Source organism: Mycobacterium sp. 852014-52450_SCH5900713, assembly GCF_001667075.1.
Lineage (GTDB): Bacteria > Actinomycetota > Actinomycetes > Mycobacteriales > Mycobacteriaceae > Mycobacterium.
On record NZ_LZIL01000065.1, the window covers coordinates 104,044 to 118,135 of the forward strand.

The following is a 14,092-nucleotide window of genomic DNA, read 5'->3' on the forward strand; positions in this document are numbered from 1 at the left end:
CTAGTCCGCCGGTGTTTCCGGCGGGCCCTCGGCCAACAGTTTTCGGAAGCCGTCCTCGTCGAGGACCGCCACGCCCAGCTCGATCGCCTTGTCGTACTTGGATCCCGGCGCATCCCCGGCGACGACGAAGTCGGTCTTCTTCGACACCGAACCGGCGGCCTTCCCCCCGCGCGCGATGATCGCTTCCTTGGCGTCGTCGCGCGAGAAACCGGCGAGCGAACCGGTGACGACAATCGTCAGCCCTTCCAGCGTGCGGGGCACGGTGGCGTCGCGTTCGTCGGCCATCCGCACACCGGCGGCCCGCCACTTGTCGACGATCGCGCGGTGCCAGTCGACGGTGAACCACTCGGTGAGCGCGGCGGCGATCGTCGGTCCGACACCCTCGACCGCGGCCAGCCGCTCGGTGGACGCCGCCATGATCGCGTCCAAATCACCGAACTCGGTGGCCAGCGCGCGCGCGGCCGTCGGCCCGACATGCCGGATCGACAGCGCCACCAGGACACGCCACAGCGCCACCGATTTGGCCTTGTCGAGGTTGTCGAGCAGCCGCCTGCCGTTGGCGGACAACGCGCCGGCCTTGGTCCGGAAAAGCTCGGTGCGCAACAGGTCTTCCTCGGTGAGGGTGAACAGGTCGCCCTCGTCGGCGATCACCCCGGCCTTCAGCAGCGCGATGGCCGCCTCGTAGCCCAGCCCCTCGATGTCGAACGCTCCCCTGCCCGCGACGTGAAAGACGCGCTCGCGCAGCTGCGCCGGGCAGGACCGGGCATTGGGGCAGCGGATGTCGGCGTCGCCCTCCTTGGCGGGCGCCAGCGTGGTTCCGCATTCGGGACACGTTGTCGGCATGACGAACTCGCGCTCGGACCCGTCCCGGAGGTCGACGACCGGGCCGAGCACCTCCGGGATCACGTCGCCCGCCTTGCGGATCATCACTGTGTCGCCGATCAGCACCCCCTTGCGCTTGACCTCGGCGGCGTTGTGCAGGGTGGCCAGCCCCACGGTCGATCCGGCCACCTTCACCGGCGTCATGAACGCGAATGGCGTGACGCGCCCGGTGCGTCCGACGTTCACCCGGATGTCGAGCAGCTTGGTCTGTGCCTCCTGGGGCGGATACTTGTACGCCACCGCCCAGCGCGGCGCCCGCGACGTCGTTCCAAGCCGGCGCTGCAGCGCAAAGTCATCGACTTTGACCACCACGCCGTCGATTTCGTGGTCGATGTCATAGCGGTGCTCACCCCAATACCCGATCCGATCCTCCACGGCTGCGAGGCCACGCACGCGCGCGGTCTCTTCGGCCACCGGCAGGCCCCAGGTTTTCAGCGCGGTGTAGGCCTCGTGCAGCGTCTTGGGCGCGAACCCGTCGGTGCGGCCGATGCCGTGACAGATCATTCGCAGCTTGCGCCGCGCGGTCACCGCTGGGTTCTTTTGCCGCAGCGAACCGGCCGCGCTGTTACGCGGATTGGCGAACGGCGCCTTGCCGTCCTCGACCAGGCTGGCGTTGAGCGCCTCGAAATCGGCGAGCATGAAGAAGACCTCGCCACGTACCTCGAGCACGGCGGGAAGCGGCAAATCGGCACCGGCGGTAAGCCGTTCGGGCACGTCGTCGATGGTGCGCGCATTGAGCGTCACGTCCTCACCGACCCGGCCGTCGCCGCGCGTGGCGGCCCGTTCCAGCCGGCCGTCGCGGTACACCAGCGACAACGCCACCCCGTCGATCTTGAGTTCGCACAAGTAGTGCGGCTCACGGCCGATCTCATTCTCGACGCGGTTGCTCCAGGCGACCAGCTCGTCGCGGTCGAACACGTCGTCGAGGCTCAACATGCGCTCGAGGTGCGCGGCCTCGGTGAAGTCGGTGGCAAAGCCCGCCCCGCCGACCAGCTGCGTCGGCGAATCCGGAACCCGCAGCTCCGGGTAACGGTCCTCCAGCGCGACAAGGTCGTTGAACATCTTGTCGAATTCGGCGTCGGAGACGATCGGCGCGTCCTTGATGTAGTAGCGGAACTGGTGTTCGCGGACTTCATCGGCCAGTTCCTGCCACTGTCGCCGGACCTCGGGCGCCACCGAATCAGCTTCTGGTGAGCTCACCCTCGCAGGCTATCCGAGAACGCCGACACTCCCGACTCAGTCCTCCACGTAGGCCCGTAACCGGTCCACCGCCGCATCCCACCGGCGCGACAACGCGGTGAGGTAGTCACTGGCCTGGGCCAAGGGGGCCGTCCGCACCGCCCACACCCGCTCGCGCCCCCGCTTGCTGCTGGTCACCAAACCCGCCGACTCCAGCAGCTGCAGGTGTTTGCTGGCAGCCTGCCGGGTGACCGGGATGACGCCGGTGAGCTGCGATGTCGAGCTCGGGCCCAGATCGCAGAGCCGCACGATGATGCGCAGCCGGTTCGGATCACCGAGTGCGTCGAAGAGCGGCGCGCCCACGGCGACGCGACCACTCATTCGCGGGCTTCTTCCAGATACCTGCGCACCAGTCCCGCCTGGATAGCCCACCCCTGGGCGTTGGCCTCGAACGAGGACGGGCGGCGCGCTTCGGGAATGTCCTCGAATCCGGATTCGGTGATGGTGAGCAGCACGCCATCGGCAGCCTCCGACAAGGTGAACTCGACCAGCGTGGTCGGCTCTTGCTCGTAGTCGACGTCCGGGTCGACGGCGAAGGGATGCCAGCGATAGGCGAACCGCCGCTGCGGCTCGACCGCGACGATGTGCCAGGTGCTTTTCACCCCGGCGTGCGGCTCCTGACGTTTGGCGACCTCGTCGTCGACCGTTGTCGGGCTGATCACCGCGCCGACCGAAGTCCCGGCGACGAAGGGCCCGTCGAAGCGGACGCCGAACCAGCGGCCGAACTCGTCGGCGTCGCTGATGGCCCGCCATACCCGATCCAACGGTGCGTGCAGCACGACGCTCTTCTCGATCCTCATACGCAACCTCCTGGTTGCCTATTAGTCCATCACGCGACCAGAAAAAGCGCAACTTTTTGGTTGCCTATCAGATGGCGTCGGGGTCCTCGGCGAACGCCTCGGCCGCCTTGCGGGCCAGCTCGATCGCCAAACGGGCCCACTCGGGCGTCGCACCGGCCAGGCCACACGCCGGGGTGACGCCGATGCGGTCGCGCAACGCCGAACGAGCGAAGCCGAGCCGATCCGTCACCGCAACCAGCGCGGCGGCCACCTCCTCGGTCGACGGCCGACGTGGCGGTGCGTTGCCGGCAACCACTCCCAACATCACCGTGCGGCCCGATTCGACGAAGGCGGCGATACCGTCGAGATCCGCCGCGCCCAATGTGCTGGCGTCCACCGATACCGCATTAAAGCTGCTGTCCTGCAACATCTTCCACGGCAGTTCCGGAGCGCAACTGTGCAATAGCACCTCGCCTCCGACCGTGGCGACACAAGTGTCGAGCAGGGCGGCGGCCACCGCTTCGTCGAGCGGCGCCACCGGGCTCAGCGCCGTCACACCGCCCAGCCGCCCGCCCAATGCCCGCGGCAGCGCCGGCTCGTCGAACTGCACCACCACCGGTGTTTCGAGGCGGCGGGCCAGCGCCGCGCGGTGGGCGGCGACGCCTTCGGCCAGCGACGCCGCCAGATCGCGCACGGCGCCGGGGTCGGTGATCGCCCGGTGGCCATTGGTCAGCTCTAGCTCCGCGGCCAGCGTGATCGGCCCGGGAGCCTGCACCTTGACCACGCGGTCGCCACCGCCCAGGCCGGCTAACTCCCAGGCCTCTTCCAGCGCGTCCATGTCCTCGTCGAGGAAACTCACCGCGCGGCGGACGACCGCCCCCGGCCGAGCGGCAACGCGATAGCCGCGCGGCACGATGTCGATGGCCACATCGATCAGCAGCGCGCCGGCCCGGCCGAGCATGTCGGCGCCGACTCCGCGGGCGGGCAGCTCGACGATGTGGGGCAGCCCGCCGGCCAGCTCCCCGACGACGACCTCGGCGGCCTCCCGGGGCTTGATGCCGGGCCACGACCCGATGCCACTGCCGATCGCGAAAACACTCACCCGCCCAACCGTATTCGACGCCACCTCGGACGCCCATGGCCAGGGGTGTCTGCCGCGCGGCCGCACGGGTAGGTTCGACGCCGGAAGGGTGCGAAACGTGTCGCGGATGGCGAGATTGGCACGCCCGCTGCTGTGGTGCGGGGCAGTGGCGCTGGCTGCCGCGTGCACCCGGGTGGTGGACGGCGCGGCGGTGGCCGGATTCGGTGCCCCACACAGGGCCGTGCACGGCGTCAATGTCGACACGGTCCTGCTGGACCAGTCGCGGATGCGCGCGATCACCGGCGCCGGCGAGCACCTCACGATCATCCCCTCCATGGACGGCACCAGCCTGGTTGACATCGACGCGCTCGCCGACACCACGCCGCACGAATGCCGATTCATCTACGCCGAGACGGCGACGTTCGGGCCCGAGGTCGAAGAGTTCCACAAGACGACCTTCCAGGACCCGCCCGACGGCGCGCTGATTTCTGAAGGGGCCGCGGCCTACCGGGACGTCGACACCGCACAGCGCGCGTTCGGCGCGTTGGTGACCACGGTCGGGGACTGCGCGAACGACTCGTCGGGCCAGCAGTACGTCGGCGACTGGAAGGCCGACGCCGGTTCGCTGCACCTGCGGCCCGGTGGCTGCGGCCGCGACTACCGGCTGCGTTCGGTGGCCATTCTGGAGGTCACGTTCTGCGGCTTTGCGCAATCGGTGTCCGACATCGTGATGACCAACATCGTCGCGAACGTGCCGAACTAGCGCGCGGTGGCGGCGATGATGGCGCTGCCGAGCACCTCGTCACCGCCCGGGTCGGGGCGGTACAGCACCAGCGTCTGACCGCACGCGACTCCGCGAAGGGGGGCGCGCAACCGCACGACCAGCTCGTCGCCGACCAATTCCGCTACGGCACTTACAGTCTCACCGTGCGCCCGCACCTGCACCACGCACTCGAGGGGACCAGACGGCGGCCGTCCCGCGGTGAAGACCGGCTCACGCCCGCGCAATTCACGCACGTCGAGGTCGGCCGCCTCCCCCACCCGCACGGTCGCGGTGTCGGCGTCGATGGCCGTCACGTAGCGCGGGCGGCCGTCGGGCCCCGGCCCGGCGATGCCCAGGCCTTTGCGCTGGCCGATGGTGAAGCCGTGCACCCCATCGTGCTCGGCGAGCACAGCGCCGTCGGCGCCGACGACGGTGCCGCGGCGGACCGCGATGCGCTCGCCCAGGAATGCCCGGGTGTTCCCGGACGGGATGAAGCAGATGTCGTGGCTGTCCGGCTTTTCCGCGACCGCGAGGCCGCGACGGGCGGCCTCGGCACGGATCTGCGCCTTGGGGGTGTCGCCGATCGGGAACGTGGCGTGGCGCAGCTGCTCGGCGGTCAGCACGGCCAGCACGTAGGACTGGTCCTTGTCGCTGTCGACCGCGCGGCGCAGCCGCCCGCCGGACAGCCTGGCGTAGTGGCCGGTGGCCACCGTGTCGAAGCCGAGCGCGAGGGCTTTCGCCGACAGCGCCGAGAACTTGATCCGCTGGTTGCACCGCACACACGGGTTGGGCGTTTCGCCGCGCGCGTACGACGAGACGAAGTCGTCGATCACGTCCGCCTGAAATCTCTCGGCGAAATCCCAGACGTAGAAAGGGATTCCGAGGACATCAGCGACGCGGCTCGCGTCCGAGGCGTCTTCTTTGGAGCAGCACCCGCGCGAGCCGGTGCGCAACGTGCCGGGCGCGGTCGACAGCGCCAGGTGCACGCCGACCACGTCGTGCCCGGCGTCGACCATGCGGGCGGCGGCGACCGACGAGTCGACGCCACCGCTCATCGCGGCGAGTACCTTCACTTAAGGAGCCCCCGCGGCGGCCAGTGCGGCCCGGCGGGCGCGGTCCACCGCCGCGGGCAGCACCTGTAACACCGCATCGACATCGGAATCAACGCTGGTGTGCCCCAACGAAAGTCGCAGGGACCCGCGGGCACTTGTCGGGTCGGCCCCCATCGCGAGCAACACGTGCGACGGCTGCGCGACGCCGGCGGTGCACGCAGACCCGGTCGAACACTCGATTCCGTTGGCGTCCAACAGCATCAACAGCGCGTCGCCTTCACAACCGCGGAAGGTGAAGTGCGCGTTGCCGGGCAACCGCAGCGGGTCGCGGGCACCGTTGAGGCCGACGTCCTCGATGCCGGTCAGCACCCCGTCGATCAGGCGATCGCGCAACGCCCGCAGCCGCGCGCTATTCGTTTCGAGGCTGTCCACCGCGATGCGGGCCGCGGCCGCCATGCCGACCGCGCCGGCGACATCGGCGGTGCCGGAGCGAATGTCTCGCTCCTGTCCGCCCCCGTGCGCCAGCGGGACACATGCCACGTCGCGGCGCAGCAGCAGCGCACCCACGCCCGGAGGACCGCCGAATTTATGCGCGGCCACGCTCATCGCCGAGAGCCCGCTGGCGGCGAAGGCCACCGGCAGCTGCCCCACCGCCTGTACGGCGTCGCTGTGCATCGGAACCCCGAATTCGGCCGCGGCCGCGGCGAGCTCGGCGGCCGGCATGACGGTGCCGACCTCGTTGTTGGCCCACATCACCGACACCAGCGCGACGTCGTCATGGCTGCGCAGCGCCTCACGCAGCGCGGTCGCCGACACCGATCCGTCGGCACCGGTCGGCAGCCAGGTCACCTCGGCGCCTTCGTGTTCGACGAGCCAGTTCACCGAGTCCAGGACGGCGTGGTGTTCCACCTCGCTGGTGATGATGCGCCGACGGCTTGGTTCGGCGTCGCGGCGGGCCCAGTAGATGCCCTTGACCGCCAGGTTGTCGCTTTCGGTCCCGCCCGCGGTGAAGATGACCTCGGACGGACGCGCGCCCAGCCGGTCGGCGATCAGCTCGCGGGATTCCTCGATGCGCCGCCGCGCCGTCCGGCCGCTGGTGTGCAGCGAGGAGGCGTTGCCGACAGTGCCGAGCACCGCCGTCATCGCCTCGACGGCGGCGGGGTGCATCGGCGTGGTGGCCGCGTGATCCAGGTAGACCATGACGCGACCCACGATACCGGCAGGTCCGAGGGCCTCCGGAGCCCACTACTCTGTTAGGAGGCCACCAGCACGGGCCCGTGCCCGGCGGGCCGGGTCGCTCGCGCGCCCACCACCGACTGGCAGCGGCGCGCCAGGGCTCGCCGATCGGTCCCCGGGAGCTGCAGAGATTCGACGTGCACCCGCGCCAGCGTCCGTCGCACGGTCAGCAGCCGGCGGATGGACCCCACGAGGGTCTCGTCGCCGACGAAGGCCGGCACGGTCGAGACGCTGCCGTCGGCGTGGTGGTAGGTGAGTCGAAGCGGCTGCACCGGACGGCCGGCGTCGATCGCGGCCTGGAACATCGCGGGATAGAAAGCCCCGCCGTCCCGACCACACCAGGTGGTGCCCTCCGGGAAGCACACGACCGTCTGGCCGCCGCTCAGCCGGCGGGCGACGGTGTCCACCACCGCGGGCAGCCGGCGCAGACTGGACCGCTCGATCGGGATGATTTTCAGGATGCGGGCCACGATCCCGGTGGCGGGCCCGGTGAACATGTCGGCCCGCGCGACGAACGACCCGGGCAACACCGAGCCGATGGCGAAGACGTCGAGCCAGGACATGTGCGGGCTGACCACCAATACCCCGCTCAGGTTGCGAATCGGGCTGCCGGTGACCGTGATCCGGATGCCGAAGCAGCGCAACACCATCCGGCAGTAGATGCGCTGCACCCGCGTCCGCCCGGGCAGGGGCATCGCCAGCAGCGCCACCCCCGGCGCCAGCACTAGCGCCAGCATGAGGCGAAGCGTCACCCGCAGCGCGACCAACAGCGGCCGCGAGGCCGCCACCTCGCCGAGACGCACACAACCGGCGTCACACGTTGCGCGCGGGAGCCAGGAGTGCGCGCCGGCCGCGGAAGCGTTCATCGGTCGCCGCCGGCCATTTGCGAGGCCGCCGATACGGACCGGAGGCGTTTCAGATATCGGGTATCGGCGCGCCCCTTGTCGAGTAGGACGCAGAAATCACCCACCCCGAAGTCGGGGTCGTGCGCGGGCTCGCCACACACCTGGGCACCCAGCCGCAGGTAACCGCGCATCAGCGCCGGGACCGACGGGCGCGCGGGCGCCGGGATGTCGTCGAGGGCCGTCCCGTCGACGATCACCGGGCGGTGCGGACGCACCCGGTACTGCGCCGGTGCGGCGTGCCGGCTCAGGATGAAGTCGCGGACGCCGCGCAGCTGACGGCCCGGGGCCCGATTCTCCGGATCGTCGGAATCACCGCAGACCGGCACCGACACGCAGCCGGTCACGTAGTCGTAGCCGTAGCGGTCCAGGTAGGCCAGGATGCCCGCCCACATCAGCAGCACGACGCCGCCGTTGCGGTGGCCCTCGCGCACCACCGCGCGTCCCATCTCCACCAGCGACGGCCGGAGCGGGTCGAAAGCACGGATATCGAACTCCGTAGCGGTGTAGAGGCCCCCGGCCGCGATAGCGCCCGCGGGCGCCAGCATGCGGTAGCAGCCCACCAGTTCGCCGGTGCTGTCGTCGCGGACCAGGAGGTGGTCGCAGTGCTCGTCGAACCTGTCGACGTCGCGTCGGTCGTGGTTGTTCGTCGGCAGCGCGAAGCCGGGGGTGCTGGAAAAGACGTCGTACCGGAGCCGCTGCGCCGCCTCGATCATGCTGGCGTCGGTGGACAGCAAGAGCGAGTAGCGGGGCCCGGCGGGCGGGCCGGCCGCCGGGCGTTCCGGTTTGTCACTGGGTATGAGGACAGAAGCGATGCTCATGACACACAACGTGGCCGAGCCGATGAGCTAGTCGGCATCGGGGCTGTGACATGTCGGTGCACGTCAGATGACGAACTGTGGCGGAAACGGGGGCAAGGAAACAGCTGGTCAACGGCTGGGAAAACAATGTCTAGCCGGCCGTCACCGACCGCATCCGGGGTCAGGGATTCTGCAGCGGCGCGCTCCAGCGCACCCGGGTGCCGCCCCCGGCAGGACTGGTGATCGCGCAATCGCCGCCAAGGTCTTTGGCGTGGCGGGCGATCTCGTCCAGGCCACCGTAGGAGTGATCCAAGGCGGCGCCGCGCCCGTCGTCGGTGATCTCGATGAGCAACTCATCGGTGACGGTGACCTCGACGGCGATGGTCGCGGCGCGCGAGTGGCGCACCGCATTGCTGAGCGCTTCGCTGACGACGGCTTCGGCGTGTTCGGCGAGTTCGTCGCTCACCGCGGTCATCGTCCCCGCCATGCGCAGCGTCGTTCCCTCGTTAACTTCGTCGGTGAGGCGCCCGAACGCGTCCTGGACGCGCTCGGCGAAACTGCGCCGTCGCGCCGGCGGGTGCTGCAGATCGAAGACCGTGCACCGGATGTCGCCGATGACGGCCTGCAACTCGTCGACGGATTGGGCCACCCGCGCCGCGAGTTGCGGTGAGCGGAGGCGGCCGACGACTCCCTGCAGTTCCATGCCTACGGCGAAGACGCGACTGATGACCTGGTCGTGCAGATCTCGGGCGATGCGTTCCCGGTCGACCAACACGCTCAAGTCCCTCGCGTTGCGTCGTTCGGTGGCCAGCGTGAGGACGATCGCGGCGTGATCGGCGAAGTCGCGAACGAGGTCGAGATGCTCTTCGTCGAAGGGAGCCGCGTCGGTGTTGCGCGCCACCACGATCACGCCCAGCGTCTGCTGGTCGGATCGAAGCGGCACCAAGATCGCGGGTCGCTCGCCGACGTCGGTGAATGCCGGGATGGGTCGGCGGAACGTCTCGGTGAGCAGGGGGCGGCCGGACCGGAATACGTCGCCCGTGGTGGATCCCCGGACCGGAACCTCTTGTCCCACAACCTCCTTGGCGTGCAGGCCGACCGCCGCGGACACCACCAAACGGTCTACGTCATCGCTGGGTTGATCCGGGTCGACCGGCACCAGGACGATCGCCTGCTCGGCGTCCGTCAGCTCTGCTGCGCGTTCGGCGATCAGTTGCAGCGGCGGCAGATCCGGGTGCGACTCCGAGAGCAGGGCGGTGCTGATCTCGCGGCTCGCGTCGGTCCATCGGGCACCCGCGCGGACCCGGTCAAACAGCCGGGCGTTGTCGATGGCCACCGATGCCGCCGACGCCAGTGCCCGCAACGTGATCTCGTCGGCCTCGCTGAAGGCGCGCCCGGGCCGGTCGTCGGTGACATACAGGCTGCCGAACACCGCGCCGCGGATGATGACGGGCATGCCCAGGAAGGCGCCCATGGGTGGGTGGTGCTCGGGGAACCCAACGGCGGCCGGATGTTCGGACAACTGCGCCAGGCGCAGCGGCTCGGTGCGGTCGCGGAGGGCGCCCAGCACCCCTTTGCCCACCGGCAGATGACCGACCAGCCGCACCGTGTCGGAATCCATACCGCTGTGCACAAAGGATGCCAAAAGCCCCTCCGGGCCCCATACCCCGATCGCTCCGTAACGGGCGCCGGTCATGCCGATCGCGGCGGCCACGATGCGGTGCAATATCGCGTCCAGTTCAAGATCGGAGCCGATCTCGATCGCTACTTGCAGCAGTTGTGCCATCTGTTGACGGTCGGCAACCAACTCGTCGAGCTGCTCATGCATCCGGCTGAGATAATCGGGGCGGCGCAGCCTAAAAGCCGATTTACCCTCGTCTTCGCGCATGTCTCGACCTTCCCCGACTGACGCCCGGCGGCCGGAAAGATAGTCGAAGCCCCAGCTGAAAAAAATGTTTGCTGGGCTGGGCAAGTCACCGTCTGGGGGTGGAGTCTTTTTACTAGAAAACCCACTGTATCAGTTAAAAGTGCGGGCTGCCCCAATATTGCTATGCGTTACGTATAGCCGTAACCTGCCGTTATGGCTGCGTGCCGCTTGCAGTGTTGGGAGTGCGGCACGGCCTTCTACGGTCGCGCCGACGCACACTATTGCAGCGGGGCGTGCCGACAGAGATCCCACCGCGCCATCGCCCGACGCCGTGCCGCCGATAAGGTCGTGCCCCTACCCGGCTTGGCAGGCGCCATCGCGCGGGCGCGACGAGCCCGCGAGTCGGCCCGCGCCGCCCGCGAACGTGCCATAGCCACCTGCGGCGCAGCGTCGGCAGCCGTCGCCTCGGTGATCCGTCCGACCGATGACGAAGACCGCGGTGAGCCGGCTCGCCCCAGTGATGACCGATAGCGACTTGGTAAAGCGCTACCACCCGCGCTATCGAATTCGGCGATCGGTCAATGGTTCCGTTGGTGCGCAAGAGCCCCCGACACGTTTGTGTCGGGGGCTCTTGGGCTAAGCGACTCAGCCCTTGCGTGCCTTGATGGCGTCGGTCAGCTGCGGAGCAACCTTGAACAGGTCTCCCACCACGCCGTAGTCGGCGATCTCGAAGATGGGCGCCTCTTCGTCCTTGTTGACCGCGACGATGGTCTTGGACGTCTGCATGCCCGCGCGGTGCTGGATGGCTCCGGAGATGCCCAGCGCGATGTAGAGCTGCGGCGACACCGTCTTGCCGGTCTGGCCGACCTGGAACTGGCCCGGGTAGTAGCCGGAGTCGACCGCGGCGCGCGACGCGCCGACGGCGCCACCCAGCGAGTCGGCCAGGGCCTCGACCACGCTGAAGTTCTCCGCGCTGCCGACCCCGCGACCACCGGACACCACGATGGTGGCCTCGGTGAGCTCCGGCCGGTCACCGGCGACCGCCGGTTCGCGGGCGGTGATCTTGGTGGCGTTCTCGGCGGGCGCGGGCACCTCGACGGTCACCTGCTCGCCGGCGCCGGCCTGCGGCTCGGCGTCGACGGCGCCACCGCGCACCGTGATGACCGGGGTGTCGCCGTTGACCTGCGACTCGACGGTGAACGCCCCACCGAAGATGGAGTGCACCGCCTTGTTGCCTTCCTGGACGCCGACCACGTCGACCAGCAGGCCGGATCCGATCCGGGCGGCGAGGCGGCCCGCGATCTCCTTGCCGTCCGCGTTGGCGGAGAGCAGGACGGCGGCGGGCGCGTTCGACTCGGCCAGCGCGGCCAGCACGTCGACCACCGGCGTGATCAGGTAGTTCTCGGCGTCGTCGGACTCGGCGACGTAGATCTTGGCGGCGCCCGCCTCCTTCAACCCGTCGACCAGCGGCGCGGCCGTTCCGGGCTTGCCGACTACGACGGCGGCCGGATCGCCCAGCGCGCGGGCGGCGGTGATCAACTCGGAAGTGACTTTTTTCAGTGCGCCTTCGGCGTGCTCAACGAGCACCAAAACTTCAGCCATGGTTTCTTCGCTCTTCTCGTCTGTGGGTTGGGTGCTCGTCTAGATGATCTTCTGGCCGACCAGGTACTGGGAGATCTGGTTACCGCCCTCACCCTCGTCGGTGACCTTCTCACCCGCGGTCTTCGGCGGCTTCGGCGTCGACGACAGCACCGTCGACCCGGCGTTGGCAAGCCCGACCTCGTCGCTTTCGACGCCGATCTCGGCGAGGGTCAGCACCGTGACCTCTTTCTTCTTCGCGGCCATGATGCCCTTGAAGGACGGGAATCGCGGCTCGTTGATCTTCTCGGTCACACTCACCACAGCGGGCAACGACGCCTCGAGCGTGAACAGGCCGTCGTCGGTCTCGCGTTCGCCGGTGATCTTGCCGCCCTCGATGGACAGCTTGCGCAGGTGGGTCAGCTGCGGCAGGCCCAGGTACTCGGCGATGATGGCCGGCACGGCGCCGCCGGAGCCGTCGGTGGACTCGTTACCGGCGATGACGAGCTCGGTGCCCTCGATGGTGCCCAGCGCGCGCGCCAGCGCCCAGGCGGTTTGCACCACGCAGGAGCCGCGCATGCCGTCGTCCTTGAGGTGGACGGCCTTGTCGGCGCCCATCGACAGCGCCTTGCGGATCGCCTCGGTGGCGCGTTCGGGGCCCGCGGTCAGCACGGTCACCGAACCGTCGCCGCCCTCCCGCTCGCGGATCTGCAAGGCCTCTTCGACGGCGCGCTCGTTGATCTCGTCCAGCACCGCGTCGGCAGCCTCGCGGTCCAGCGTGTAATCGCCGTCGTTCAGCTTGCGCTCCGACCAGGTGTCTGGGACCTGCTTGATCAGGACCACGATGTTCGTCATGAGTGTGGTTCGTCCTCCTATTGAAGGAGCCTCGCAGCAGTCGACCACGAGACTTTCAGTACGCGTTTAGCAGCGCACGGTCGTGTTACTACTCGGTAACTTTGTGCAGCCTGCATTCACACCATAGCGGGTCGTACTGCACGTTCTTGCGGCATGTCTACCGTCGGCAACCGGGGGCTCCCCGCTCCCGGTTCGCGAATCCGACACTTCGCGTTAGCCTGCCTATGCGATGAGCGCAACCGTCCCCGACGTCCCCCGACGCAGCCCCGGCGATCCCTCGCCGTCGGCTGATCCCGTGCTGACGTTGACGGGCGAGCGCACCATCCCGGATCTGGACGTCGAAAACTACTGGTTCCGCCGCCACCAGGTGGTTTACCAGCGACTGGCGGGACGCTGCGCGGGCCGCGAGGTGCTCGAGGCCGGCTGCGGAGAGGGGTACGGCGCCGACCTGATCGCCGGCGTCGCGCGCCGGGTCGTGGCCGTGGATTACGACGAGGCCGCGGTGGACCACGTGCGCGCGCGCTACCCGCGGGTGGAAGTGATGCGGGCGAACCTGGCCGAGCTCCCGCTGCCCGGCGCGTCGGTGGATATTGTGGTCAACTTCCAAGTCATCGAGCACCTGTGGGATCAGCCACAATTCGTGGCCGAGTGCGCGCGGGTGCTGCGGCGCGGCGGGTTGCTGATGGTGTCCACACCCAACCGGATCACCTTCTCTCCCGGCCGCGACACCCCGATCAACCCGTTTCACACCCGCGAACTCAACGCCGACGAGCTGACGGAGTTGCTGGTGGACGCGGGCTTTCGCGAGGTGTCGGTCAGCGGGTTGTTCCACGGTCCGCGGCTGCGGGAGATGGACGCGCGCCACGGCGGCTCCATCATCGACGCGCAGATCCAGCGGGCGGTGGCCGGGGCGCCCTGGCCGCCGGAGCTTCAGGCGGACGTCGCCGCGGTGACGTGTGACGACTTCGAGATCCTGGACAGCGGCCGCCGTGACATCGACGACAGCCTGGATCTGATCGCAATCGCGGTAGCGCCGTGAGTAATTCGCACGACCGGGT

At 69.1% G+C, this 14,092-nt stretch carries 13 protein-coding genes; 2 read left to right on the top strand and 11 right to left on the bottom strand.

Annotation, left to right across the window (positions count from 1 at the left end; translation table 11 throughout):
• The 4 genes from ligA to A5773_RS19680 all read right to left on the bottom strand — a co-directional run bounded on the left by ligA (position 1) and on the right by A5773_RS19680 (position 4,002).
• Positions 1-2,082, bottom strand: a complete 2,082-nt coding sequence (gene ligA / locus A5773_RS19665; protein ID WP_067266075.1) for an NAD-dependent DNA ligase LigA — start codon at positions 2,080-2,082, stop codon at positions 1-3.
• 36 nt (positions 2,083-2,118) lie between these two features.
• Positions 2,119-2,442: a helix-turn-helix transcriptional regulator gene (locus A5773_RS19670; RefSeq protein WP_066952449.1), complete on the bottom strand. Its 324-nt coding sequence runs from the start codon at positions 2,440-2,442 to the stop codon at positions 2,119-2,121.
• Positions 2,439-2,921, bottom strand: coding sequence for an SRPBCC family protein (locus tag A5773_RS19675; RefSeq protein ID WP_066952447.1), 483 nt, complete (start codon positions 2,919-2,921; stop codon positions 2,439-2,441). Before A5773_RS19675 ends, A5773_RS19670 begins: the two co-directional genes overlap by 4 nt.
• Positions 2,922-2,988: 67 nt before the next feature.
• Complete coding sequence (locus tag A5773_RS19680; RefSeq protein WP_067792242.1) at positions 2,989-4,002, bottom strand: methionine synthase; 1,014 nt, start codon at positions 4,000-4,002, stop codon at positions 2,989-2,991.
• A gap of 106 nt (positions 4,003-4,108) precedes the next feature.
• Here A5773_RS19680 and A5773_RS19685 point away from each other — a divergent pair, with 106 nt between their 5' ends.
• A complete protein-coding gene (locus tag A5773_RS19685) occupies positions 4,109-4,744 on the top strand; it encodes a sensor domain-containing protein (RefSeq protein ID WP_067266069.1) in 636 nt (211 codons plus the stop codon).
• Here A5773_RS19685 and mnmA read toward each other — a convergent pair.
• From mnmA to A5773_RS19720, 7 genes are all read right to left on the bottom strand, one after another.
• Positions 4,741-5,817, bottom strand: a complete 1,077-nt coding sequence (gene mnmA / locus A5773_RS19690; protein WP_067266065.1) for a tRNA 2-thiouridine(34) synthase MnmA — start codon at positions 5,815-5,817, stop codon at positions 4,741-4,743. The genes A5773_RS19685 and mnmA overlap by 4 nt on opposite strands.
• Complete coding sequence (locus tag A5773_RS19695) at positions 5,818-6,996, bottom strand: cysteine desulfurase family protein (protein ID WP_067792245.1); 1,179 nt, start codon at positions 6,994-6,996, stop codon at positions 5,818-5,820.
• 53 nt (positions 6,997-7,049) lie between these two features.
• Entirely contained in the window at positions 7,050-7,898 is an 849-nt protein-coding gene (locus tag A5773_RS19700; RefSeq protein ID WP_066952438.1) for a 1-acyl-sn-glycerol-3-phosphate acyltransferase, read from the bottom strand.
• Positions 7,895-8,755, bottom strand: a complete 861-nt coding sequence (locus A5773_RS19705) for a GNAT family N-acetyltransferase (protein ID WP_066952436.1) — start codon at positions 8,753-8,755, stop codon at positions 7,895-7,897. Before A5773_RS19705 ends, A5773_RS19700 begins: the two co-directional genes overlap by 4 nt.
• 160 nt (positions 8,756-8,915) lie before the next feature.
• Complete coding sequence (locus A5773_RS19710; protein ID WP_066952435.1) at positions 8,916-10,622, bottom strand: GAF domain-containing protein; 1,707 nt, start codon at positions 10,620-10,622, stop codon at positions 8,916-8,918.
• A gap of 624 nt (positions 10,623-11,246) precedes the next feature.
• Positions 11,247-12,203, bottom strand: coding sequence for an electron transfer flavoprotein subunit alpha/FixB family protein (locus A5773_RS19715; protein WP_066952434.1), 957 nt, complete (start codon positions 12,201-12,203; stop codon positions 11,247-11,249).
• A gap of 39 nt (positions 12,204-12,242) precedes the next feature.
• Positions 12,243-13,034, bottom strand: coding sequence for an electron transfer flavoprotein subunit beta/FixA family protein (locus A5773_RS19720; protein ID WP_066952432.1), 792 nt, complete (start codon positions 13,032-13,034; stop codon positions 12,243-12,245).
• A 229-nt stretch (positions 13,035-13,263) separates the two neighbouring features.
• On the opposite strand from A5773_RS19720, the gene A5773_RS19725 reads away from it, so the two are divergent.
• Entirely contained in the window at positions 13,264-14,073 is an 810-nt protein-coding gene (locus tag A5773_RS19725) for a bifunctional 2-polyprenyl-6-hydroxyphenol methylase/3-demethylubiquinol 3-O-methyltransferase UbiG (RefSeq protein WP_067266047.1), read from the top strand.
• Positions 14,074-14,092 lie beyond the last annotated feature (19 nt).

Coding starts and splice junctions, on each gene's coding strand:
- A5773_RS19670 (WP_066952449.1), bottom strand. CDS start 2,442: ATGAGTGGTCGCGTCGCCGTGGGCGCGCCGCTCTTCGACGCACTCGGT.
- A5773_RS19675 (WP_066952447.1), bottom strand. CDS start 2,921: ATGAGGATCGAGAAGAGCGTCGTGCTGCACGCACCGTTGGATCGGGTA.
- A5773_RS19685 (WP_067266069.1), top strand. CDS start 4,109: ATGGCGAGATTGGCACGCCCGCTGCTGTGGTGCGGGGCAGTGGCGCTG.
- A5773_RS19695 (WP_067792245.1), bottom strand. CDS start 6,996: ATGGTCTACCTGGATCACGCGGCCACCACGCCGATGCACCCCGCCGCC.
- A5773_RS19700 (WP_066952438.1), bottom strand. CDS start 7,898: ATGAACGCTTCCGCGGCCGGCGCGCACTCCTGGCTCCCGCGCGCAACG.
- A5773_RS19705 (WP_066952436.1), bottom strand. CDS start 8,755: ATGAGCATCGCTTCTGTCCTCATACCCAGTGACAAACCGGAACGCCCG.
- A5773_RS19710 (WP_066952435.1), bottom strand. CDS start 10,622: ATGCGCGAAGACGAGGGTAAATCGGCTTTTAGGCTGCGCCGCCCCGAT.
- A5773_RS19715 (WP_066952434.1), bottom strand. CDS start 12,203: ATGGCTGAAGTTTTGGTGCTCGTTGAGCACGCCGAAGGCGCACTGAAA.
- A5773_RS19720 (WP_066952432.1), bottom strand. CDS start 13,034: ATGACGAACATCGTGGTCCTGATCAAGCAGGTCCCAGACACCTGGTCG.
- A5773_RS19725 (WP_067266047.1), top strand. CDS start 13,264: ATGAGCGCAACCGTCCCCGACGTCCCCCGACGCAGCCCCGGCGATCCC.